Consider the following 21,480-nt stretch of genomic DNA (forward strand, 5'->3'; position numbering starts at 1 on the left):
TGACGCACAACCCCGGCCGGTACTCAAAACCTTATGGCTTTTGTTTCTGCCAGACTTCCCAACGGCTGACTATGACGTCAGGTTCTGTTCCCAGCGCCACGTTGCCCAGTCCTTTGGCCAGCGTTTCCACCTCACGTTCATCCAGCGTACTGATTAGCCCAAAACTGCCTGGCCCAAGTTCGTGTATTTTCCCTTCGTCATCGGTGAGGGTAGGTGAGAATCCGCCCAGGGTTAGCTGGTTGTTCAGCTCGTTGATGTCGGCAAGGCTCCGATCTTCAAATTGTACCGTTATCACATAGCGTTCAACATCGCTCATAGTCACCCCCTTGTTATCCTGAAGGTTTTAGCATAGTCCATGCTGCCGGAATGGCGATGTTTGCGCCCTGCGGCAGCCCGTTTATTGTGCAACGAAACGTTAGCCTTGCAGCCATGTATAGATCTTCTGCGTATTTTCAAGCGAGCAGAGACGGGTGCCTTTATTAAGCGTAGCCGCGCTGCCGGCGGCTACGCCATAGCGGACGATATCCAGCAGCGGTGCGCGTTCAGCCAGCTTCAGCGTCATGGCGCCGACCATGCTGTCTCCGGCACCAACGGTACTTTGGCTTTTTACCGGCGGGGGCACGACGTGCACGCACTCGTGGGCATCCACCGCCAGCGCCCCCTGTGGCCCGAGCGAAACAACAACGCGTTTTGCCTGGCCGCTGTCGACAAGATGCTGAGCGGCGGCGCGAACGTCGTCAGGCTGCGTAAGCTCACGCTGGACTAATGCGCTGAGCTCTTTTTGATTGGGCTTCACCAGCTCAATATTGCCTAATTTCAGCGTGGCGGCCAGCGCTTCGCCCGAGCTGTCCACGATGCAGCGAATGCCTTTTTCCTGCGCGGCTTTGACCAGTTGGCAAAGCTTTTTAACGGCAACGCCCGGCGGCAAGCTTCCGCTGATGACCAGGATATCGCCTTTGGGAATGGCAAGGGCTTTTTGTTCGAGTTGCCCGAATTCTTCATCCGACAGCGCTGCGCCTGGCATCACAAACCGGTACTGTTCGCCGGTAGATTCCGTGTGGACGTGCAGGTTCTGACGGGTCCAGTCTTTTGTCTCAGCGGTATCGACAGTTACCTGCTCTTCAATCAGCAGCGCGCGTAAATGGTGCCCTGTTGCGCCGCCGACCGGGAATATCGCCGTGGCGTGACCTCCCAGATGGGCTATAGCGCGGGCGACATTGATGCCGCCCCCACCGGGTTCAAATACGGGCGAGCTGCAGCGCAGTTTCCCTTCTGGATAAATTTGCTCCGTGACGGTGGCGCTGTCGAGGGAAGGGGCGAGGGTGAGTGTAAAGATAGCGGTCATGTCTCCTCCTTTTTTAGCTATTGTCCTAAAGCGTAGCACCGAAGCGGTGATTGAAATGTTAATTAAAATCATGATTTATCAAATGATTACCCTAAAACCACAATCTTCGTATCCTTATGAAAATAAAGATGTTTTAAGAGCGTTCTTATACAAAAAATGAAACAAGAATCCATTGCTATGTTATTGCGGAGTTTTTATAATTTGTAACCTTTCCGGGGCGATTTAGATTTGATCCCGAGGAAAGATTCCGGAACCTTGATGGTTTCTTTTTTGTGTTGTACGGATTAATAAATGAAGCTTTTAAAGACAGTGCCGGTTGCGGTTTTACTCACCGGTGGAGCGTTCTTTAGCCACTTCGCAGTGGCAGATGACTCAGTATTTACTGTCATGGATGACCCGACTACCGCGAAGAAACCCTTCGAAGGTAATCTGAATGCAGGCTATCTTGCGCAGGCAGGCAATACCAAAAGTTCCAACTTGACTGCTAACACCAATATGACCTGGTACAACACGGCTACCGCCTGGTCAATTTGGGGTAACGCCAGTAACACCTCTTCCAACGACGTGCGTTCTTCTGAGAAATACTCAGCGGGTGGGCGTGGTCGTTACAACATGACTGACTATGACTATCTCTTTGGTCAGGCAAGCTGGTTGACCGACCGATACAACGGCTATCATGCGCGCGATGTCTTCACCGCGGGTTATGGTCGTCAGTTGCTGAACGGCCCGGTTCACAGTCTGCGTGTGGAATTCGGTCCTGGTGTGCGTTATGACGAATTTGTCGATGGCGGGAATGAGACTCAGGCGCTGGGCTATGCGTCTGCGACTTATAACTGGCAGCTGACCGACAACGCCAAGTTTATTCAGGGCGTGTCCGTGCTGGGCAGTAACGACACCACGGTCAACTCCGAAACGGCGCTGGACGTGGCTATCAGTGAACACTTTGGCCTGAAAGTGGGCTATAACGTGACCTGGAACTCCGATCCGCCGTCTTCTGCACCAAACCATACCGACAGACGTACGCAAATTACGCTCGGGTATAAGATGTAAGACTAAGAAGCCGGATGATGTCCGGCTTTGTTTTTCCTCGCGATCCCGATCTTCGTTTTTTCCTATCTTTTTGAGAACCAAAACCGCCTGGTAAAATGCATCGTGCCCTGAGAATAATCGTGCATGACTACCTATCGCGTACGAGTGGGGTTTCATAACCCTTCAGCCCTGACCTTCAGGCAGCTTGATGAAATTCTGGAGCCGCAGCGATTCTGGCGTACTGAATCCGGCGGCGGGACTTTTCGCTATTTCATGGAATACGAATATGAGTCGGAATTAAGAGACCTTTGTGCGGTGTGCGAGCTGGCTTACTCTCAGGCGTGTAGGGTGAAGAAATGCCCGCTGGTGCTGGTGGAAGAGAAGGACAAAGCGGCATAGCGCTTATTGAAAAGGGCAGGGATGGCCTTATTTATCAGGCGCAAACCTGGCAACAAGAGATGTATTCCCCTTTTCGTTAGTGTTACCATCATGCCCACAGGTGGAATGGCAGCGATGCCATTTTTCATTTGTGCATCCGACTGCGTACCAATTCGGCGATTGTTGGTCAAATGGTTACGCAACGACTTGTTCTAAAATCAATTTCTCTACTGTATGTGATCTTTCGTGCGGGTCACCACTGCAGATAAGGACTTAACATGCCTGTTATTACTCTTCCTGATGGCAGCCAACGCCATTACGACAAACCCGTTAGCCCGATGGATGTTGCGCTGGATATTGGTCCAGGTCTTGCCAAAGCGTGTATCGCTGGCCGCGTAGACGGTGAACTGGTTGATGCTTCCGATATTATCGAAAACGATGCGAAGCTTGCGATAATCACCGCCAAAGACGAAGCGGGTCTGGAAATTCTTCGCCACTCCTGTGCTCACCTGCTGGGTCATGCTATCAAGCAGCTGTGGCCCCACACCAAAATGGCGATTGGCCCGGTTATTGACAACGGTTTCTACTACGACGTCGACCTGGACCACACCCTGACGCAGGAAGATCTTGAGCTGCTCGAGAAGCGTATGCACGAGCTGGCTGAGAAAGATTACGACGTTATCAAGAAGAAGGTGAGCTGGCAGGAAGCGCGTGAGACTTTCGTCAACCGCGGTGAAAGCTATAAAGTCGCCATTCTTGACGAAAACATCAGCCATGATGACAAACCAGGTTTGTATCATCATGAAGAATACGTGGATATGTGCCGCGGGCCACACGTACCGAATATGCGTTTCTGCCATCACTTCAAGCTGCAGAAAACCTCCGGTGCTTACTGGCGCGGTGACAGCAGCAACAAAATGCTGCAGCGTATCTACGGCACCGCCTGGGCAGACAAAAAGCAGTTGAATGCTTATCTGCAGCGCCTGGAAGAAGCCTCCAAGCGTGACCACCGTAAAATCGGCAAGCAGCTTGACCTGTACCATATGCAGGAAGAAGCGCCGGGTATGGTGTTCTGGCACAACGACGGCTGGACAATCTTCCGCGAGCTGGAAGTGTTCGTGCGCTCCAAGCTGAAAGAGTACCAGTATCAGGAAGTGAAAGGTCCGTTCATGATGGACCGCGTGCTGTGGGAAAAAACCGGCCACTGGGACAACTACAAAGATGCGATGTTCACCACCTCTTCAGAGAATCGTGAATACTGCATCAAGCCGATGAACTGCCCGGGTCACGTGCAGATCTTCAACCAGGGTCTGAAATCCTACCGCGACCTGCCGCTGCGCATGGCCGAATTCGGTAGCTGCCACCGTAACGAACCGTCGGGCGCGCTGCATGGCCTGATGCGTGTACGTGGCTTTACTCAGGACGATGCTCACGTCTTCTGTACCGAAGAGCAGGTTCGCGATGAAGTCGATAGCTGCATTCGTATGGTGTACGACATGTACAGCACCTTCGGTTTCGAAAAAATCGTGGTGAAGCTGTCTACCCGTCCGGAAAAGCGCATTGGTAGCGACGAAATGTGGGATCGTGCGGAAGCGGATCTGGCCGTTGCGCTGCAGGAAAACAACATCCCGTTTGACTATCAGCCGGGTGAGGGTGCATTCTACGGCCCTAAAATTGAGTTCACGCTGTATGACTGCCTGGATCGTGCGTGGCAGTGTGGTACCGTTCAGCTTGACTTCTCCCTGCCAACCCGCTTGAACGCCTCCTATATTGGCGAAAATAACGAGCGTTTGGTGCCGGTAATGATTCACCGCGCCATTTTAGGCTCAATGGAACGCTTTATCGGTATTCTGACCGAAGAGTTTGCTGGGTTCTTCCCAACATGGCTTGCTCCGGTACAGGCGGTGGTGATGAATATCACTGACGGCCAGGCAGAATACGTTAACGAATTGACTCGTAAACTTCAAAATGCGGGCATTCGCGTAAAAGCAGACTTGAGAAATGAGAAGATAGGCTTTAAAATCCGTGAACACACGTTACGTCGTGTCCCTTATATGCTGGTTTGTGGCGATAAAGAGGTCGAAGCAGGCAAAGTTGCCGTTCGTACCCGCCGCGGCAAAGACTTGGGGAGCATGGACGTCAACGAATTGATTGAAAAGCTGCAGCAAGAGATTCGCAGCCGCAATCTTCATCAACTGGAGGAATAAAGTATTAAAGGCGGAAAAAGAGTTCAACCGGCGCGTCCTAATCGCATTAACAGAGAGATTCGTGCCACTGAGGTTCGTCTGACCGGTATTGATGGCGAGCAGATTGGTATTGTCAGTCTGAATGAAGCTTTGGAAAAAGCCGAAGAGGCCGGGGTTGATTTAGTAGAAATCAGTCCAAACGCCGAACCGCCTGTTTGCCGCATCATGGACTACGGCAAGTTCCTCTACGAGAAAAGCAAATCTTCTAAGGAACAGAAGAAAAAGCAAAAAGTTATTCAGGTTAAGGAAATTAAATTCCGACCTGGCACCGATGATGGCGACTACCAGGTAAAACTCCGCAGCCTGGTTCGCTTTCTGGAAGAGGGAGATAAAGCTAAGATCACGCTGCGTTTCCGCGGTCGTGAGATGGCTCACCAACAGATTGGTATGGAAGTGCTTAACCGCGTCCGTGACGATCTGAGTGAACTGGCAGTGGTCGAATCCTTCCCTACGAAGATCGAAGGCCGCCAGATGATCATGGTGCTTGCTCCGAAGAAGAAACAGTAAGGCCATCAAGTAACATGCCGCGGGGCTTCGGCCTCGCGGATTTTGTTCGCCTACTGGTTCGTTTTATTAACAATGCGAAGTGGAAATTGAAATGCCAAAGATCAAAACAGTACGCGGCGCCGCTAAGCGCTTCAAAAAGACCGCCGGTGGCGGTTTTAAGCGCAAGCACGCTAACCTGCGTCACATTCTGACTAAAAAGTCTACCAAACGTAAACGTCATCTGCGTCCGAAAGGCATGGTCTCCAAAGGGGATCTGGGCCTGGTTGTCGCTTGTCTGCCGTACGCATAAGTAAACTTTTTTTAATTAATTCAGAATATAGAAACAGGAGAGCTAAATGGCTCGCGTAAAACGTGGTGTAATCGCACGTGCTCGTCACAAAAAAATCCTCAAACAAGCTAAAGGCTACTATGGTGCGCGTTCTCGCGTATACCGCGTTGCCTTCCAGGCTGTTATCAAAGCTGGTCAGTACGCTTACCGCGACCGTCGTCAACGTAAACGTCAGTTCCGCCAGCTGTGGATTGCACGTATCAACGCTGCAGCTCGTCAGAACGGTATCTCTTACAGCAAATTCATCAACGGCCTGAAAAAAGCCTCTGTTGAAATCGACCGTAAGATCCTGGCTGACATCGCCGTATTCGACAAAGTGGCATTCACTGCCCTGGTTGAAAAAGCGAAAGCAGCTCTGGCGTAAGCCAGTTATAAGAGGGAGCTTGCTCCCTCTTTTAATTTATCCCCGTCATACTTCATCTGTAGCTGCGTTAACTGCACTCACTGACCCCAGTCACTTACTTAAGTAAGCTCCCGGGGATAATCGAGCTTGTCGCCTTACTACAAATCGAATTATTGGGGCATAACAGAATCAATTTATTGACTTTTAACGCCGTAGCTCGTTCAATAGCCAATGCAAAACTCGTCAAAACAAGGTAACTGCAAGCATGAATGCTGCTATTTTCCGCTTCTTTTTTTACTTTAGCGCCTGACTCAGGGGGCTTTGCGCGTAAGAAAAGAAACGAAAAAAAGCGCCGAAAGCCTCCTGTCTGGAGGCTTTTTTTTTGCGTTTTGTTTTCGAATCAGACCAACTACCCCGGCAGTTATGCCGGCATAAGAGGAATACCATGCCACATCTCGCAGAGCTGGTTGCCAGTGCCAAAGCAGCCATAAACGATGCCCAGGATGTTGCCGCGTTAGATAATGTACGCGTCGAATATTTAGGGAAGAAGGGGCACCTGACCCTTCAGATGACCACCCTGCGTGAACTGCCTCCGGAAGAACGTCCGGCAGCGGGCGCGGTGATAAACGTTGCCAAAGAGCAGGTTCAGGAGGCCCTGAACGCCCGTAAAGCTGATCTGGAAAGCGCTGCGCTGAACGAGCGTCTGGCCGCGGAAACTATCGACGTTTCTCTGCCTGGCCGCCGTATCGAAAACGGTGGTTTGCACCCGGTGACCCGCACCATCGATCGTATCGAAAGCTTCTTTGGTGAACTGGGCTTTACCGTGGCGACCGGGCCTGAAATCGAAGATGACTATCATAACTTCGATGCACTGAACATTCCTGGTCACCACCCGGCACGTGCCGATCACGACACCTTCTGGTTCGATGCAACCCGCCTGCTGCGTACCCAGACTTCCGGCGTGCAGATCCGCACCATGAAAGACAAGCAGCCGCCAATTCGCATTATCGCCCCGGGCCGCGTCTATCGTAACGACTACGATCAGACCCACACCCCGATGTTCCACCAGATGGAAGGCCTGATCGTTGATACCAATATCAACTTCACCAACCTGAAGGGCACGCTGCACGATTTCCTGAATAACTTCTTCGAAGAAGACCTGCAGATTCGCTTCCGCCCGTCCTACTTCCCGTTCACCGAACCGTCTGCGGAAGTGGACGTGATGGGCAAAAACGGCAAGTGGCTGGAAGTGCTGGGCTGCGGCATGGTGCATCCGAACGTCCTGCGTAACGTCGGCATTGACCCGGAAGTTTATTCCGGCTTCGCCTTCGGTATGGGCATGGAGCGTCTGACCATGCTGCGCTACGGCGTGACCGATCTGCGCGCATTCTTCGAAAATGATTTACGTTTCCTCAAACAGTTCAAATAAAGGCGGGATATCCAATGAAATTCAGTGAACTCTGGTTACGCGAATGGGTAAACCCAGCCAACAGCAGTGACGAACTTTCCAGCCAGATAACCATGGCAGGGCTTGAAGTTGACGGCGTTGATGCCGTGGCTGGTGCTTTCCACGGCGTCGTGGTTGGTGAAGTCGTCGAGTGCGGCCAGCACCCGAACGCCGACAAGCTGCGCGTAACAAAAGTTAACGTCGGCGGCGATCGTCTGCTGGACATCGTATGTGGCGCGCCAAACTGCCGTCAGGGCCTGAAAGTGGCCGTGGCTACCGTCGGTGCCGTTCTGCCGGGCGATTTCAAAATCAAGGCCGCTAAGCTGCGCGGTGAGCCGTCCGAAGGGATGCTGTGCTCCTTCTCCGAACTGGGTATTTCCGATGACCATAACGGTATCATCGAGCTGCCAGCGGATGCGCCAGTCGGCACCGATATCCGCGAATACCTGAAGCTTGACGACAACACCATCGAAATCAGCGTCACGCCAAACCGTGCCGACTGCCTGGGTATTATCGGCGTAGCTCGCGACGTTGCGGTGGTAAACAAGCTGCCGCTGGCTGAGCCAGAAATTACCACCGTTGCCGCAACTATCAATGACACGCTGCCCATTCGCGTAGACGCTCCAGAGGCATGTCCGCGCTACCTGGGCCGCGTTGTGAAAGGCATCAACGTTAAGGCGCCAACGCCGCTGTGGATGAAAGAGAAGCTGCGTCGCTGCGGCATCCGCTCCATCGATGCGGTTGTTGACGTCACCAACTACGTGCTGCTGGAGCTTGGCCAGCCGATGCACGCCTTCGACCTGAACCGTATTGAAGGTGGGATCGTGGTGCGTATGGCGGAAGAGGGCGAAACCCTGGTTCTGCTGGACGGCAACGAAGCTAAGCTGAACGCCGACACCCTGGTGATTGCCGATCACGGCAAAGCGCTGGCAATGGGCGGCATCTTCGGCGGCGAACATTCAGGCGTTAACGACGAAACTCAGAACGTCCTGCTGGAGTGTGCTTTCTTTAGCCCGCTGTCCATCACCGGTCGCGCGCGCCGTCACGGCCTGCATACTGACGCCTCTCATCGCTACGAGCGTGGCGTCGATCCTGCGCTGCAGTATAAAGCGATGGAACGTGCTACTCGCCTGCTGGTGGATATCTGCGGCGGCCAACCTGGCCCGGTTATCGACGTGACCAGCGAAGCGAATCTGCCGAAGCGCGCCACTATTACCCTTCGCCGCAGCAAGCTGGATCGCCTGATTGGTCACCATATCGAAGATGCACAGGTTAGCGACATTCTGCGCCGTCTGGGCTGTGAAGTGACCGAAGGCCAGGATCAATGGACTGCGGTTGCGCCAGGCTGGCGTTTCGATATGGAAATTGAAGAAGACCTGGTGGAAGAAGTGGCTCGCGTTTACGGCTACAACAGCATTCCAAACAGCCCGGTGCAGGCCGGCCTGGTGATGGGCACCCATCGCGAAGCCGACCTCTCCCTCAAGCGTGTGAAAACCATGCTGGTGGACAAAGGCTACCAGGAAGTTATCACCTACAGCTTCGTCGACCCGAAAATTCAGCAGCTTCTGCATCCGGGCGAAGAAAATCTGATTCTTCCTAATCCGATCTCTACCGACATGTCCGCCATGCGTCTGTCGCTGTGGAGTGGTCTGCTGACAACCGTGGTTTATAACCAGAACCGCCAGCAAAGCCGCGTGCGTATTTTCGAGTCTGGCCTGCGCTTTGTGCCTGATACTCAGGCAGACCTTGGCATCCGCCAGGATCTTATGCTGGCAGGTGCTATCTGCGGTAACCGCTACGAAGAGCACTGGGATCTGGCGCGTAACACCGTTGACTTCTATGATCTGAAAGGCGATCTGGAGTCCGTTCTGGCCCTGACCGGCAAACTTTCGGACATCGAATTCAGAGCGCAAGCAAATCCGGCCTTGCATCCAGGCCAAAGTGCTGCCATTTATTTAGCAGGTGAATGCATTGGTTTCATTGGTGTTGTTCACCCGGAGCTGGAGCGTAAACTGGATCTTAACGGCCGCACGGTGGTGTTCGAGGTGCTGTGGAGCAAGCTCGCAGACCGCGTGGTGCCTGAAGCTCAGGAGGTTTCTCGCTTCCCGGCAAACCGCCGAGATATCGCTGTTGTAGTGGCTGAAAACGTCCCGGCAGCAGATATTTTGGTCGAGTGTAAGAAAGTTGGCGCAAATCAGGTAGTTGGCGTAAACTTATTTGACGTGTACCGTGGCAAGGGCGTAGCCGATGGCTATAAGAGCCTGGCCATAAGCCTTATCCTTCAGGATACGGGCCGTACACTCGAAGAAGAGGAGATGGCCGCTACCGTTGCAAAATGTGTAGAGGCATTAAAAGAGCGATTCCAGGCATCATTGAGGGATTGAACGTATGGCGCTTACAAAAGCTGAAATGTCAGAATATCTGTTTGATAAGCTTGGGCTTAGCAAACGAGATGCCAAAGAGCTGGTAGAGCTGTTTTTCGAAGAGATCCGTCGCGCTCTGGAAAACGGTGAGCAGGTTAAACTCTCGGGCTTTGGTAATTTTGACTTACGCGATAAAAACCAACGTCCCGGGCGCAACCCGAAGACCGGTGAAGATATTCCCATCACGGCACGCCGTGTGGTGACCTTCCGACCTGGTCAGAAACTAAAGAGTCGGGTTGAAAGCGCGTCGCCAAAAGACGAGTAACCTGAGTTAACAAAAGGCCGCTAACGCGGCCTTTTTCTTTTTCTGTTCCGCCCCCCGGACTCGCCGCTTGACAAAGTTTTTATCAAAATGGTTGTATTGTACAACTATGCGTCAACGGTAGCGTCCCATGCCAGACAACAATATCATCGAAGCGATACGAGCCTCTTCGCGGCAGGTTGTGCGCGAGCTTGGTTTCCTGAATTCAACCCTGGCCGCAACGAATTACTCCGCTTCGGCGGTGCATGCTTTACTGGAGATTGATACCCGGAAGGCGGTTACGGCGGCCGATCTGGTTCAGGTCCTTGGGCTTGAAAAATCGAGCGTTAGCCGCATGCTGGGCAAACTGCGCCAGGCAGGGGAGCTGTATGAAACAATTTCTGATGAAGATGCCAGAGCCCGGCAGCTTCAGCTGACGGAGCAGGGCACACAAACCGTCCGGGAGATTCACCGGTACGGGAGAATGCGCGTAGAGAAAGCGCTTGAGCATCTGAATTCCGGGCAGCAAAGGTCTGTGGCCGATGGCTTGCTTAACTATGCCCAGGCACTTAAAGCCTGTCGTGGTGAGCTTTTAGGCGATCGGACAGCAGAAAAGACGTTTGAAATCCTGACGGGCTATCGGCCGGGCGTTATCGGCCGGGTAGCGGAAATGCACGCCAACTATTACTCGAAACACTATAACTTTGGCCATTTCTTCGAAGGTAAAGTCGCTTCAGAGCTGGCGGAGTTCAGCGGCCGTCTTGAGCAGCCATGCAATCGCCTCTGGGTTGTCTGTCGCAGGGGGAAAATCGTGGGTTCCGTATCCATTGACGGAGAGGATCTCGGCCACAACGAAGCCCATCTACGCTGGTTTATTCTGGATGACGACTGCCGCGGCAGCGGTATTGGGAGAACGCTGCTGAGCGAGGCTATGCGCTTTTGCGATGAGTATGGTTTCTCTGCCGTGCAGCTGTGGACCGTTAGCGGGCTGAATGCTGCCCGCCATCTTTATGAATCGATGGGGTTTGAGTTAACCCGGGAATGGCAGGGCGAGCAATGGGGAAGCTCAATGCTGGAGCAGCAGTTCACGCGAAAAACCCTCATTGCCAGATAACAGGGGAAAGGTCGCCTGTGCGACCTTTTTCTTTTCTTGTTCTCACCCGCAAACTCCCCGTAAAATCAGGCGCATAAATGTGTCAGGTGGAGCCTTTACGGAATGCTGAGTTTTGTAACCAGACAACGCCGGTTTGAGCGCCGCTGGCTGATAGCGCTGTCGTTTTCGGCGGGGGTTATGCTGGCGTTAAGCCTGTGTGCGGGCGACGTCTGGTTTTCGCCGCTCTCGTGGTGGAGCGATGAGGCAAGGCTCTTCATCTGGCAAATCCGACTGCCGCGTACGCTTGCCGTGCTGCTGGTAGGAGCCGCGCTGGCGGTTACCGGCACCATTATGCAATCCCTGTTTGAAAACCCTCTGGCTGAACCCGGCCTGCTTGGCGTCTCCAACGGCGCGGGCGTGGCGCTGGTTATTGCCTTGTTGCTCGGGCAGGGCACGCTACCAGGCTGGGTGCTCGGGCTGTGCGCCATCCTCGGGGCCTTAACGATCACTCTTATTCTGTTACGTTTTTCCCGTCGTCATCTTTCCACCAGTCGTCTATTACTTGCAGGAGTCGCGCTCGGTATTATCTGTAGCGCGCTGATGACCTGGGCGGTCTACTTCAGCTCAAGCCTGGATTTACGCCAGCTCATGTACTGGATGATGGGCGGGTTTGGCGGCGTGGACTGGCGGCAGGGCTGGCTGATGGTGACGCTGTTGCCGGTGGTGGTCTGGCTATGCCGTCAGCATGTCCCGCTTAACCTGATGGCGCTGGGCGAAAACTCTGCTCGTCAGCTGGGGCTGCCCGTCTGGCTTTGGCGCAACATTCTGGTTGTCGCCACCGGCTGGCTGGTGGGCGTCAGCGTGGCGCTTGCCGGCGCTATCGGATTTGTTGGCCTGGTTATCCCGCACATGCTGCGGCTCACAGGGTTAACCGATCATCGCGTTTTACTGCCGGCCAGTGCGCTGGCCGGGGCGGCAGTATTAACCGGGGCAGATGTTGTGGCGAGGCTCGCATTAAGCTCTGCCGAGCTGCCGATTGGCGTAGTGACCGCTACGCTCGGCGCGCCGGTGTTTATCTGGCTATTATTGAAAGCCGGACGTTAATTCGGCTCACTTAGGAAGGGGATGATATGCAAAGCAATGTTCTGAATACCGAAGTCACCACCATTGACGGGGAAAGCACCACGCTTGAAAACTGGCAGGGTAAAGTCCTGCTGATTGTTAACGTCGCTTCCAAATGCGGCCTGACGCCGCAGTACGAACAGCTCGAAAACCTGCAGAAAGACTTTGAGGCACAGGGCTTCAGCGTGCTGGGCTTCCCGTGCAACCAGTTCCTGGGCCAGGAGCCGGGCAGCAGTGAAGAGATTAAAACTTTCTGCAGCACCACCTACGGCGTCACTTTCCCGCTGTTCAGCAAAATCGACGTCAACGGTGAGCATCGTCATCCGTTTTATCAGAAGCTGATTGACGCTCGTCCAGCCGCCGTGGCGCCAGAAGGCAGCGGTTTTCTGGAGCGTATGAGCAGCAAAGGGCGCGGCCCGCTTTACCCTGACGATATCCTGTGGAACTTCGAGAAATTCCTGATTGGCCGTGATGGCAAAGTGATTCAGCGTTTCTCTCCGGATATGACCCCGGAAGATCCGGTTGTACTGGAAGCGATTAAACAGGCTCTGGCAAAATAACTTGTCCATTTTGCAACTTGCAGGCGTCACCGTCGCCGATCGGCTTGGGCCGATTAGCGCGGCGGTGGAACCGGGTGAGCTAATTCATCTTGTCGGGCCTAACGGCGCGGGTAAGAGCACGTTGCTCACCCGAATGGCAGGGTTAAGCTCAGGGCCGGGACGTCTTCTGCTTAACCAGCGGCCGGTTGAAGAATGGCTTCCCGCTGCGCTTTCCCGCCGCCGTGCGTGGCTCAGCCAGCAGCAGCTGCCTCCTTTCGCTATGCCCGTCTGGCATTATCTGCAGCTTCATCAGCCATCGCCAGAGGCGGAGGCCGCCATGCTACGCCTGGCCGAATCGCTGTGGTTAACCGACAAGCTGACGCGCGCGGTCAATCAGCTTTCCGGCGGCGAATGGCAGCGGGTAAGGCTGGCCGCAGTACTGTTACAGGTTGATCCTTCGGTCAATCCTGAAGGCCAGCTGTTGCTGCTCGACGAGCCGATGAACAGCCTCGACGTTGCCCAGCAGGCGGCACTGGATCGCCTGCTGCTCTCATTTTGTGAAGCCGGTATAGCGGTGGTGATGAGCAGCCATGATTTGAACCATAGCCTGCGGCATGCGCACAAAGTGTGGCTATTGCGTGAGGGTAAAATGGTGGCTCAGGGGCATCGGGATGACGTGTTGACGCCGAAGAATCTGGCCGCTGCCTACCAGATGCCGTTTCGATTATTACGGATCGAAGGGCACAGTATGCTGATAAGCCCGCTATAACATCGCGGAAAGCTTGCAATAATTCCGGGCGACAGGCTAAATTACTGGAAACAGTAAGACCGGGAGTTGTCTGAAAATGCGTTTGTGGCTTATTGCAGTGGCATGCATAGTGTTGGTGGGGTGTAGTCATAATGCCCCTCATCCGAACGCCCGGCTTTCCGATTCCATCACCGTTATCGCTCAGCTAAACGATCAGCTGCGCAGCTGGCACGGAACGCCGTACACTTACGGCGGCATGAGCCGGCGCGGCGTGGACTGTTCCGGCTTTGTACTGATGACCTTCCGCGACAAATTTGAGCTGATGCTGCCGCGCATGACCAGCGAGCAGGCAGAAATCGGCACCAAAATCGATAAAGATGACCTGCTGCCGGGCGATCTGGTGTTCTTTAAAACCGGCTCGGGGGAGAGCGGCCTGCACGTTGGTATTTATGACACCGACAACACGTTTATTCACGCCTCCACCAGCCGGGGCGTAATGCGTTCCTCTCTGGATAACGTCTACTGGCGCAAAAAATTCTGGCAAGCCCGCCGTATATAGTCTTTTCTGACTTTATCTGAAGTGAAAAATCGTGACCGTTCCCGCAAATCTGCGGGCAACGTCAACGCGGTTTACAATATCAGGTAATATCGGGAAGCATTGTGCTTTTCCCGTTAAGGATTGTTTCATGGTCACCCTCGAAGATGTTGCTGCCCACGCCGGCGTCTCCCGCGCCACCGTCTCACGCGTGGTTAACGGCGACACTAAGGTCAAAGCGCAAACCCGCATCAAGGTAGAAGCCGCGATTGCCGAACTGGGCTATTCCCCCAATCCCGCTGCCAGAGCGCTGGCATCCAGCCAGAGCCATTCGATTGGGCTGGTCACGACATCCTACACCGGGGGCTTCTTCGGCTCGCTGATGGATACGGTGCAAACCGAAGCTGAATCTAACGGAAAGCAGCTGCTGGTGACGCAGGGGCGGGGCGTAGAAGAGAACGAGCGCAATGCCATTCAGCGGCTCTATAACCTACGCTGCGACGGTCTGATCCTGCACGTGCGTGCGATAGCCGATGAGGCGCTAATTCAGCTGGCCGAACGCGGCAACAGGTTTATCATCCTCGACAGAGAGGTGCCTGCTTTAAACGCGCGCTGCGTGGTCTTCGATCACCGTCTTGCCAGCCACATGGCCACCCGCTATTTGCTGGATGCCGGCCATCTGGCGATAGCCTGCCTGCATGGTCCAACCCAGCGAACCTCCAGCCTTTTACGTCGTCAGGGTTTTCTTGATGCCATGGAGGAGAGGGATGTTACGCCGGTGGCGGTGGTAGAAGGCGAATACGATATGCCAAGCGGCTACCGGCAAACCGCGATGCTGTTAGAGAAGTACAAAATCAGCGCGCTGTACTGCTGCAATGAAGAAATGGCCGTCGGGGCAATGCTGGCCATTACCGAACGAGGTTTACGCATTCCTCTGGATATATCCCTTATTTGTTATGACAGTGGAGACCGTGCGGCGTTTGTACGCCCGGCGTTAACCAGCGTTTATTTTCCGATAGGGGATATGGCACGCTACGCAACGCGTAAATTACTTAATGAACATTGTGAGGATGAATCTTTTTTACCCTGCATCATTGCCCGGGACTCCGTGCGCAATTTGCGTTAAAAACTGGCTATGTACGGATATCCAGGATAAGCTCAAAGTTATTAAAAGATAAGCTTAAACGTTTCAGGGATGAGTGTGAAATTCACAGCGATAGCAGCTATCCGACTATTTTCGGATTGGCGCTGTATCTCTCTGCCGTCCAACCAGAAATCCGCAGGGCTGGCAAAATGATTGTTTCACTTGATAGTGTTTATTGTTCTCATCTCTATTATCGTCCGGCCGTACGGCCGGATGACAGTATTATGGGTGTCGAAATCGTCGCAAACTTCGTCGGGGCTGACGCGCCAGTACGTATTCCAACCGAGCTGTTAATCCCTCATCTTGCCCCTGAGCAGCACCTTGAGCTGTTCAGAGAAAAATTAACGGTAATAGAAGCACAGCAGGATTTCTTTATCACCCGGCAGCTTGTGGTCTGGATTCATATTAATGAAACTATTATTGATGCGTTAATTAATAACCAGAATTTATATATTCGCTTAAAGGCTTTGCCGTTTATTGAATTAACCCTCAGCGAAAGTTTTTTGGATTTAAATAGCGGGAAAACTAATTTAAGGCTGGCCTGGGCAGTGGAACGTTTTCCGCTGGTGCTGGCAGACTTTGGTGCCGGCCATGCCACGACCAAACCGGTGTTCGACGGCCTGTTCAGGCGCGTTATTATGGATCGTTTTTTTATTCAAAAACTGCTGTCGGGCCGCACCTTTACGCCTTTTATGCTGGCCATCATTGGGCAGGTTTCCCCGTTTTGTGAATCATTGCTGGTGGCCGGAATAGACTCCGCTAACGCGCGGCGTAAAGTACAGGCGCTGGGCTTTGCCGCGATGCAGGGCAAACTGTGGCCGCTTGTTCAGCCGGAATATCTGGCGTCACTTTTCCCACCTCATGAAGGTCTGATTCACTAAAGTCCCTGCTGCGTCACCGTGTTTAAAATCCATTACCGGGGCTACACTGTCGGGCGGAGGAACCATGACCAACACTTTAACTTTTCTGAATACCTGGCACGACGAGCTGCCGGGTTTCTACAACGAATTAAACCCAACGCCGCTAAAAAATGCGCGGCTGCTTTATCACAGCCAGCCGCTGGCCGATGAGCTGGGTCTCGAACGCTCTCTTTTTGATGCACAGCATCAGGGTGTCTGGAGTGGCGAAACGCTACTGCCCGGCATGCAACCGTTGGCCCAGGTCTACAGCGGGCACCAGTTCGGCGTCTGGGCCGGGCAACTGGGAGACGGTCGCGGTATTTTACTGGGTGAGCAACAGCTAGCCGACGGGCGCAAAGTTGACTGGCACCTGAAAGGTGCTGGCTTAACGCCTTACTCGCGGATGGGAGACGGCAGGGCGGTACTGCGCTCCACTATTCGAGAGTTTCTTGCCAGTGAAGCTATGCATGCCCTCGGGATCCCAACTACGCGAGCCTTAACGATTGTCACCAGCGACACGCCGGTGCAGCGCGAAACGGTTGAGCAGGGGGCGATGCTGCTCCGGGTGTCTGAGAGCCACCTGCGTTTTGGTCACTTTGAGCACTTCTATTACCGCCGCGAGCCGGAGAAAGTGCAGCAGCTCGCCGATTACGCCATTCGCCACCACTGGCCGCATTTGCAGGGGCTTGAAGAACGCTATGAGCTGTGGTTCAGCGACGTCGTGACGCGTACCGCCGCATTAATTGCCAGCTGGCAAACCGTGGGGTTTGCGCACGGGGTGATGAACACGGATAACATGTCGATTCTTGGCCTGACCATGGACTACGGCCCGTATGGCTTCCTCGACGATTACCAGCCTGAGTTTATCTGCAACCATTCGGATTATCAGGGGCGATATGCTTTTGATAACCAGCCTGCGGTAGGGCTGTGGAACCTGCAGCGGCTGGCGCAAACGCTGTCTCCGTTTATTACTGCCGATAAGCTGAACGCTATTCTGGATGGCTATCAGCCGGCCATTATGCGTGCCTTTGGCCAGCAGATGCGGGCCAAACTGGGTCTCTGCACCGAGCAGTCGGCCGACAACCAAATCCTCAGCGAACTGTTTGCTTTGATGAGCAAAGAAGGGAGCGATTACACCCGCACCTTCCGCATGCTTAGCATGACGGAACAGCTCAGCGCCGCCTCGCCGCTGCGCGATGAGTTTATCGACCGGGCAAGTTTTGACGCGTGGTTTGGACGTTATCGCGAAAGGCTTCAGGTCGAGCAGGTGAGTGATGCAGAACGCCAGCAGAAAATGCAGGCGGTGAACCCGGCCCTGGTGTTGAGAAACTGGCTGGCGCAACGGGCAATAGAAGCTGCGGAGCAGGGCGATACTCGTGAACTGGCTAAGCTGCATCAGGCATTGCTCCAGCCGTTTACCGACCGTCAGGACGACATGACGCAGCGCCCGCCTGACTGGGGAAAACGGCTGGAAGTCAGCTGTTCCAGCTGATTACTGGCGCAGACCTACCTGAGGAACCGGGTGTTCCGGATGCCGGAATACCCGCAGGTCCGCCTGATACCAGCGCTGTAAAATTTGCTCGTCCAGCACTTCATCAGGCGTGCCGTCCGCGACCATCCTGCCCTTATGCAGCAGAACAATGCGATCGGCCCACAGCGCGGCCAGGTTTAAATCGTGCAGCACAACGCAAACCGACAGCGTGCCCATTTGGGCCAGACGTCGCAGCAGGCGCAGCACGTGCTGCTGGTGGTAGAGATCCAGCGCGGACGTTGGTTCATCCAGAAACAGCCAGCCGTGGGGCTGCCCGTCGCACCAGAGCTGTGCCAGCGCCCGGGCAAGCTGCACCCGCTGCTGTTCGCCGCCGGACAGGCGACAAAAATCTCTGCCGCTCAGGTCATCACAGCCGGTTAGCGCCATGACTTCCGCCACGACGCTGGCCGTTGACTCCTGCGGCCAGGGTGCCCGGCCCATGGCGATCACGTCTTCTACCGTCCAGCTAAACGCCATATTGCTTTGCTGGCGCATCACCGCCCGTTTGCGGGAAAGGGCGTCGTTGGACCACTGGCTTAAATCATGCCCCGCCAGGGCGACCCGCCCGCTGTCCGGTTGTTGAAACCCGGTTAACAGCCGCAACAGCGTGGATTTCCCCGCGCCGTTTGGGCCAATCAGTGCGACCACTTCGCCCGGCTTCAGGCTGACGTTAACGTCGTCAATAAGATAACGATGCCCCATTTTCAGCGAAACATGATGCGTCTGCAGAATTTCGTCCATCACGCTCTCTCCTTGCTGCGGAAAATCATCGCCAGAAACCATGGCCCGCCAATCAGGCTGGTCAGCAGACCCACCGGCATTTCAGCGGGGGCGACAACCGTGCGCGCCAATGTATCGGCCACCAGCAAAAGCATCGCGCCTGCCAGCACCGAGCCAGGCACCAGCCAGCGATGATCGGACCCAAGCCACATGCGCACCAGGTGTGGTACCACCAGCCCGACAAAGCCGATAACGCCGCTGATCGCCACCGAGGCGGCAACCAACAGCGCGCTCAGAATCAGCAGATGGCGCTGGGTTGTTTTGACATCAACGCCAAGATAGTGCGCTTCTTCATCGCCAAGCTGGAGCAGGTTAAGGCGCTTAGACAGCAGCCAGATCCCTGCGGCTGCGGGCAGGATAAGAGAGGCGGTGGCGAGCAGCGTTGACCATTGAGCCTGGCCCAGGCTGCCCATACCCCAAAGCGAAAGCTGGCGGAGCTGGGTGTCGTTACTGATCCACGACAATACGCCAACCGCCGCGCCGCACAGGGCGTTGATAGCGATGCCCACCAGCAGCAGGCGAGACAAACTGTTGGCGCCCTTACGGCTAAGCAGGAAAATCGCCAGCGTCACCGCCAGGCTGCCGACAAATGCAGCTAACATGGGAGCATAAAGTGCCAAAACCGCCGGCAGGGCCAGCGGCATCACGATAGACAGACCCACCGCCAGCGCGGCCCCGCTGCTGATCCCCAGTAAACCAGGGTCAGCCAGCGGGTTACGGAACAGTCCCTGCATCACGCAGCCGGACAGCGCCAGGGCGCCGCCAATCAGCGCCGCCAGCAGCACGCGAGGCAGGCGAATGTTGAGCCAGATATCGCGCAGCGTGTCGTCATGCGCCTGCCAAAGCACGGCAACCGACAGCCGCATGGCACCGAGATTCGCGGCAATAAGCGCCATTGCCAGCAGAACCAGCCCCATCAAACACAGGGCGTGGTGAGGCAAAGGGCGGCGTATCACGGTAATTGCTCCGCTTTCTTGCGCAGGGCGAGGATCGTCTGCGGGGTATCAATGCCAAAGCCGAGCAGCGCCATGTCATCCACCACCATCAGCCGTTTGTTTTTTCCCGCAGGGGTCTGTGCAAGGCCCGGTAATGCCCAGATCTTGTCCTCGCCGCCGAGGGTTTTCACCCCGTCGGTGGTGACCAGAATCAGGTCAGGCTTGCTGGCGATGACGCCTTCCTGGGACAGCGGCTGATAGCGCTTAAAGCCCTGCATGGCGTTGTCCAGGCCCGCAGCGTGAATCGCGGCATCCGCAGCGGTTTCCTGTCCTGCCGCCATAGCGGTCATGCCGCCGTGGCTCATAATGAACAACACTTTTTTACCAAGCGGCTGGGCTGGGATCGCCGCCAACTGGTCGTGAAGCTCCTTACGCAGCTTGTCGCCTTCGGCGGTTTTACCCAGCGCGTTAGCCACGGCTGCCACTTTGGCGTCAATACTGTCCAGGCTGTTTTCGGCCGGGACGGTAACAACCTTCACCTTGCTGGACTCAACCTGTTTCAACGCCATTGAGGGCTGTGCCTGCGCGCTGACGAGTACCAGCGTCGGGCGCATAGCCAGAATACCTTCGGCGTTAAGCTGGCGCAGGTAGCCGACATCCGGCAGCTTTTTCACGGCATCGGGATGAAGGCTCGTGCTATCACGAGCCACCACATCCTGACCCGCACCCAGAGCCCAGGCAATCTCGGTGACGTCGCCACCGATGGTTACCACGCGCTCGGCCGCACCTGCCATTAACGGCAGGGCGAGGATGGCGAGCAGCAGGCGTTTCATGCCGCTAACCCTTTGCCGATCAGCGCTTCAATCTGCGTGCGCCACTGCTCTTGCTCCGGCTGGCCTTCGGTACGCTGGCCGTACAGCTGTGCGATTTGCGTGCCGTCGGCGGCAAATAGCTCAAGGCTGGTAACGTGTCCGTCGGCGGTTGGTTTGCGGGTTACCCAGCTCTCAGCAATGGTGTCACCCATCAGGTGCAGGGTGAATTCCGGGTTGAAGACGTTGACCCAGTTCTCCATCGGCACCACCTTGCGAATTTCACCGGTGAAGATCTGCACGCAGCCACGGTTGCCGACGAAAATCATGATTTCGTTGCCGTCTTCTTTCGCCTGATTCAGCAAATGAGAGAGGGCTTCGTTATCCACGCGGCAGGCCAGGTCGTCTTTCACCAGGCGGAAAGCCTGCTGGCGCGTCAACTGGTGGCGTTTCAGCAGCTGGAAGAACTGGTGCACATCGGTCATCGCGCGCCATTCGGCATCCACTTTGTCGGCTTCGACGGTTGGGGTCATCACCGCTTCTTCAACGGCTTTAATATCCAGAGCCGGGTTGTCGGTATGGATAAAGCGGGTCAGCACCTGGCTCCAGGCTTCAACATCCGTGTTGTCGGTGGTGTACACCTTCAGCAGCGCATCGCCCTGATGGTCGAAGAACTGGATGCTCTGGCGTTCACCGCGAGCCGTCTCTTCACGGACGTGGAACACGCTTGCCCACTGGTTCAGGAACAGGCGCAGATCCAGCGCACGCGGGTTCAGTACCAGCCCGGCGTGGCCGTTCAGGTGCTGGTTCTCGAAGCGGCCAACCTGCTCGTGAACCGCATATTCGTTACGGCAGATGCACTTCGTTTCCCCCACGGCTTCCAGCGCGGCGAAAATCTCTTTCACATCGCCGTTCAGGCGCCATGCGTCGTGTCCGACTCGGGCATGGGTCAGTTCCGCTTCGCTGATGTGCATCAGTTTGGCGATATCCCGGGCGTATTTCTTCGGGTGTTCTTGCTTAAGCTGGATCCAGCTGTCGTAACGCTGACTCATGAATAA

24 protein-coding genes and 1 other annotated feature are annotated in these 21,480 nt (G+C 55.0%); of the genes, 18 read left to right on the forward strand and 6 right to left on the reverse strand.

The annotated features are described in order from the left end of the window. Positions 1-31 precede the first annotated feature (31 nt). Together ghoS and pfkB are read right to left on the reverse strand one after the other, a co-directional pair. Positions 32-316, reverse strand: a complete 285-nt coding sequence (gene ghoS, locus HX778_RS14490; RefSeq protein ID WP_038473351.1) for a type V toxin-antitoxin system endoribonuclease antitoxin GhoS — start codon at positions 314-316, stop codon at positions 32-34. Between the two features lie 99 nt (positions 317-415). After that, the gene (gene pfkB / locus HX778_RS14495; RefSeq protein WP_038473349.1) at positions 416-1,345 is read right to left on the reverse strand and encodes a 6-phosphofructokinase II; all 930 of its coding nucleotides are present in this window, start codon (positions 1,343-1,345) and stop codon (positions 416-418) included. A gap of 291 nt (positions 1,346-1,636) precedes the next feature. Here pfkB and HX778_RS14500 point away from each other — a divergent pair, with 291 nt between their 5' ends. From HX778_RS14500 to selO, 18 genes are all read left to right on the forward strand, one after another. After that, positions 1,637-2,395: a YdiY family protein gene (locus tag HX778_RS14500; RefSeq protein ID WP_038473346.1), complete on the forward strand. Its 759-nt coding sequence runs from the start codon at positions 1,637-1,639 to the stop codon at positions 2,393-2,395. A gap of 123 nt (positions 2,396-2,518) precedes the next feature. Then, positions 2,519-2,773, forward strand: coding sequence for a hypothetical protein (locus HX778_RS14505; RefSeq protein WP_038473343.1), 255 nt, complete (start codon positions 2,519-2,521; stop codon positions 2,771-2,773). Between the two features lie 257 nt (positions 2,774-3,030). After that, a complete protein-coding gene (gene thrS / locus HX778_RS14510; RefSeq protein WP_038473340.1) occupies positions 3,031-4,959 on the forward strand; it encodes a threonine--tRNA ligase in 1,929 nt (642 codons plus the stop codon). A gap of 3 nt (positions 4,960-4,962) precedes the next feature. After that, a complete protein-coding gene (infC, locus tag HX778_RS14515; protein ID WP_071704088.1) occupies positions 4,963-5,505 on the forward strand; it encodes a translation initiation factor IF-3 in 543 nt (180 codons plus the stop codon). 91 nt (positions 5,506-5,596) lie between these two features. Then, entirely contained in the window at positions 5,597-5,794 is a 198-nt protein-coding gene (rpmI, locus tag HX778_RS14520) for a 50S ribosomal protein L35 (protein WP_004263702.1), read from the forward strand. A gap of 46 nt (positions 5,795-5,840) precedes the next feature. After that, positions 5,841-6,197: a 50S ribosomal protein L20 gene (gene rplT / locus HX778_RS14525; protein ID WP_000124850.1), complete on the forward strand. Its 357-nt coding sequence runs from the start codon at positions 5,841-5,843 to the stop codon at positions 6,195-6,197. A gap of 239 nt (positions 6,198-6,436) precedes the next feature. Next, positions 6,437-6,560: a sequence feature (Phe leader region), on the forward strand. After that, complete coding sequence (pheM, locus tag HX778_RS14530; protein WP_106120997.1) at positions 6,442-6,486, forward strand: pheST operon leader peptide PheM; 45 nt, start codon at positions 6,442-6,444, stop codon at positions 6,484-6,486. It overlaps the preceding feature by 45 nt. Before the next feature lie 61 nt (positions 6,561-6,621). Further along, positions 6,622-7,605 (forward strand): phenylalanine--tRNA ligase subunit alpha, encoded by a 984-nt coding sequence (gene pheS, locus HX778_RS14535; protein WP_038473331.1) that lies wholly within the window; start codon positions 6,622-6,624, stop codon positions 7,603-7,605. Between the two features lie 14 nt (positions 7,606-7,619). Beyond that, positions 7,620-10,007, forward strand: coding sequence for a phenylalanine--tRNA ligase subunit beta (gene pheT / locus HX778_RS14540; RefSeq protein ID WP_176982409.1), 2,388 nt, complete (start codon positions 7,620-7,622; stop codon positions 10,005-10,007). A gap of 4 nt (positions 10,008-10,011) precedes the next feature. Next, the gene (gene ihfA, locus HX778_RS14545) at positions 10,012-10,311 is read left to right on the forward strand and encodes an integration host factor subunit alpha (RefSeq protein WP_038473326.1); all 300 of its coding nucleotides are present in this window, start codon (positions 10,012-10,014) and stop codon (positions 10,309-10,311) included. Positions 10,312-10,438: 127 nt separating this feature from the next. Next, positions 10,439-11,401: a helix-turn-helix domain-containing GNAT family N-acetyltransferase gene (locus HX778_RS14550; RefSeq protein WP_176982410.1), complete on the forward strand. Its 963-nt coding sequence runs from the start codon at positions 10,439-10,441 to the stop codon at positions 11,399-11,401. Between the two features lie 102 nt (positions 11,402-11,503). Next, positions 11,504-12,484 carry a vitamin B12 ABC transporter permease BtuC gene (gene btuC / locus HX778_RS14555; RefSeq protein ID WP_176982411.1) on the forward strand — a complete coding sequence of 327 codons (981 nt, stop codon included), beginning with the start codon at positions 11,504-11,506 and terminating at the stop codon, positions 12,482-12,484. 26 nt (positions 12,485-12,510) lie between these two features. After that, the gene (locus HX778_RS14560; RefSeq protein WP_038473318.1) at positions 12,511-13,062 is read left to right on the forward strand and encodes a glutathione peroxidase; all 552 of its coding nucleotides are present in this window, start codon (positions 12,511-12,513) and stop codon (positions 13,060-13,062) included. Position 13,063: 1 nt separating this feature from the next. Further along, the gene (gene btuD / locus HX778_RS14565; protein ID WP_038473316.1) at positions 13,064-13,810 is read left to right on the forward strand and encodes a vitamin B12 ABC transporter ATP-binding protein BtuD; all 747 of its coding nucleotides are present in this window, start codon (positions 13,064-13,066) and stop codon (positions 13,808-13,810) included. Positions 13,811-13,886: 76 nt separating this feature from the next. Further along, positions 13,887-14,348: a C40 family peptidase gene (locus HX778_RS14570; protein ID WP_038473313.1), complete on the forward strand. Its 462-nt coding sequence runs from the start codon at positions 13,887-13,889 to the stop codon at positions 14,346-14,348. A 127-nt stretch (positions 14,349-14,475) separates the two neighbouring features. Next, the gene (locus HX778_RS14575; RefSeq protein ID WP_038473311.1) at positions 14,476-15,450 is read left to right on the forward strand and encodes a LacI family DNA-binding transcriptional regulator; all 975 of its coding nucleotides are present in this window, start codon (positions 14,476-14,478) and stop codon (positions 15,448-15,450) included. Between the two features lie 167 nt (positions 15,451-15,617). Next, positions 15,618-16,349 (forward strand): EAL domain-containing protein, encoded by a 732-nt coding sequence (locus HX778_RS14580; RefSeq protein ID WP_038473309.1) that lies wholly within the window; start codon positions 15,618-15,620, stop codon positions 16,347-16,349. Between the two features lie 64 nt (positions 16,350-16,413). After that, positions 16,414-17,859 (forward strand): protein adenylyltransferase SelO, encoded by a 1,446-nt coding sequence (selO, locus tag HX778_RS14585; RefSeq protein WP_176982412.1) that lies wholly within the window; start codon positions 16,414-16,416, stop codon positions 17,857-17,859. Here selO and HX778_RS14590 read toward each other — a convergent pair whose 3' ends face one another. Genes HX778_RS14590 through HX778_RS14605 form a run of 4 tightly spaced genes read right to left on the reverse strand, consistent with a single transcriptional unit; the run spans position 17,860 to position 21,474 of the window. Beyond that, positions 17,860-18,639 carry a heme ABC transporter ATP-binding protein gene (locus HX778_RS14590; protein WP_038473303.1) on the reverse strand — a complete coding sequence of 260 codons (780 nt, stop codon included), beginning with the start codon at positions 18,637-18,639 and terminating at the stop codon, positions 17,860-17,862. It lies immediately after the preceding gene. Further along, positions 18,639-19,595 carry an iron ABC transporter permease gene (locus tag HX778_RS14595; protein WP_052048961.1) on the reverse strand — a complete coding sequence of 319 codons (957 nt, stop codon included), beginning with the start codon at positions 19,593-19,595 and terminating at the stop codon, positions 18,639-18,641. Before HX778_RS14595 ends, HX778_RS14590 begins: the two co-directional genes overlap by 1 nt. Positions 19,596-19,630: 35 nt before the next feature. Next, positions 19,631-20,446 carry a hemin ABC transporter substrate-binding protein gene (locus HX778_RS14600; protein WP_176982413.1) on the reverse strand — a complete coding sequence of 272 codons (816 nt, stop codon included), beginning with the start codon at positions 20,444-20,446 and terminating at the stop codon, positions 19,631-19,633. Then, positions 20,443-21,474, reverse strand: a complete 1,032-nt coding sequence (locus HX778_RS14605; protein WP_038473295.1) for a hemin-degrading factor — start codon at positions 21,472-21,474, stop codon at positions 20,443-20,445. Before HX778_RS14605 ends, HX778_RS14600 begins: the two co-directional genes overlap by 4 nt. Positions 21,475-21,480 lie beyond the last annotated feature (6 nt).

Origin of the sequence: Cedecea sp. P7760, from assembly GCF_013386425.1 — a bacterium.
GTDB classification, from domain to species: Bacteria; Pseudomonadota; Gammaproteobacteria; order Enterobacterales; family Enterobacteriaceae; genus Cedecea; species Cedecea selenatireducens.

Coding starts and splice junctions, on each gene's coding strand:
- ghoS (WP_038473351.1), bottom strand. CDS start 316: ATGAGCGATGTTGAACGCTATGTGATAACGGTACAATTTGAAGATCGG.
- pfkB (WP_038473349.1), bottom strand. CDS start 1,345: ATGACCGCTATCTTTACACTCACCCTCGCCCCTTCCCTCGACAGCGCC.
- HX778_RS14500 (WP_038473346.1), top strand. CDS start 1,637: ATGAAGCTTTTAAAGACAGTGCCGGTTGCGGTTTTACTCACCGGTGGA.
- HX778_RS14505 (WP_038473343.1), top strand. CDS start 2,519: ATGACTACCTATCGCGTACGAGTGGGGTTTCATAACCCTTCAGCCCTG.
- thrS (WP_038473340.1), top strand. CDS start 3,031: ATGCCTGTTATTACTCTTCCTGATGGCAGCCAACGCCATTACGACAAA.
- rpmI (WP_004263702.1), top strand. CDS start 5,597: ATGCCAAAGATCAAAACAGTACGCGGCGCCGCTAAGCGCTTCAAAAAG.
- rplT (WP_000124850.1), top strand. CDS start 5,841: ATGGCTCGCGTAAAACGTGGTGTAATCGCACGTGCTCGTCACAAAAAA.
- pheS (WP_038473331.1), top strand. CDS start 6,622: ATGCCACATCTCGCAGAGCTGGTTGCCAGTGCCAAAGCAGCCATAAAC.
- pheT (WP_176982409.1), top strand. CDS start 7,620: ATGAAATTCAGTGAACTCTGGTTACGCGAATGGGTAAACCCAGCCAAC.
- ihfA (WP_038473326.1), top strand. CDS start 10,012: ATGGCGCTTACAAAAGCTGAAATGTCAGAATATCTGTTTGATAAGCTT.
- HX778_RS14550 (WP_176982410.1), top strand. CDS start 10,439: ATGCCAGACAACAATATCATCGAAGCGATACGAGCCTCTTCGCGGCAG.
- btuC (WP_176982411.1), top strand. CDS start 11,504: ATGCTGAGTTTTGTAACCAGACAACGCCGGTTTGAGCGCCGCTGGCTG.
- HX778_RS14560 (WP_038473318.1), top strand. CDS start 12,511: ATGCAAAGCAATGTTCTGAATACCGAAGTCACCACCATTGACGGGGAA.
- HX778_RS14570 (WP_038473313.1), top strand. CDS start 13,887: ATGCGTTTGTGGCTTATTGCAGTGGCATGCATAGTGTTGGTGGGGTGT.
- HX778_RS14575 (WP_038473311.1), top strand. CDS start 14,476: ATGGTCACCCTCGAAGATGTTGCTGCCCACGCCGGCGTCTCCCGCGCC.
- HX778_RS14580 (WP_038473309.1), top strand. CDS start 15,618: ATGATTGTTTCACTTGATAGTGTTTATTGTTCTCATCTCTATTATCGT.
- selO (WP_176982412.1), top strand. CDS start 16,414: ATGACCAACACTTTAACTTTTCTGAATACCTGGCACGACGAGCTGCCG.
- HX778_RS14590 (WP_038473303.1), bottom strand. CDS start 18,639: ATGGACGAAATTCTGCAGACGCATCATGTTTCGCTGAAAATGGGGCAT.
- HX778_RS14595 (WP_052048961.1), bottom strand. CDS start 19,595: ATGGGGCTGGTTCTGCTGGCAATGGCGCTTATTGCCGCGAATCTCGGT.
- HX778_RS14600 (WP_176982413.1), bottom strand. CDS start 20,446: ATGAAACGCCTGCTGCTCGCCATCCTCGCCCTGCCGTTAATGGCAGGT.
- HX778_RS14605 (WP_038473295.1), bottom strand. CDS start 21,474: ATGAGTCAGCGTTACGACAGCTGGATCCAGCTTAAGCAAGAACACCCG.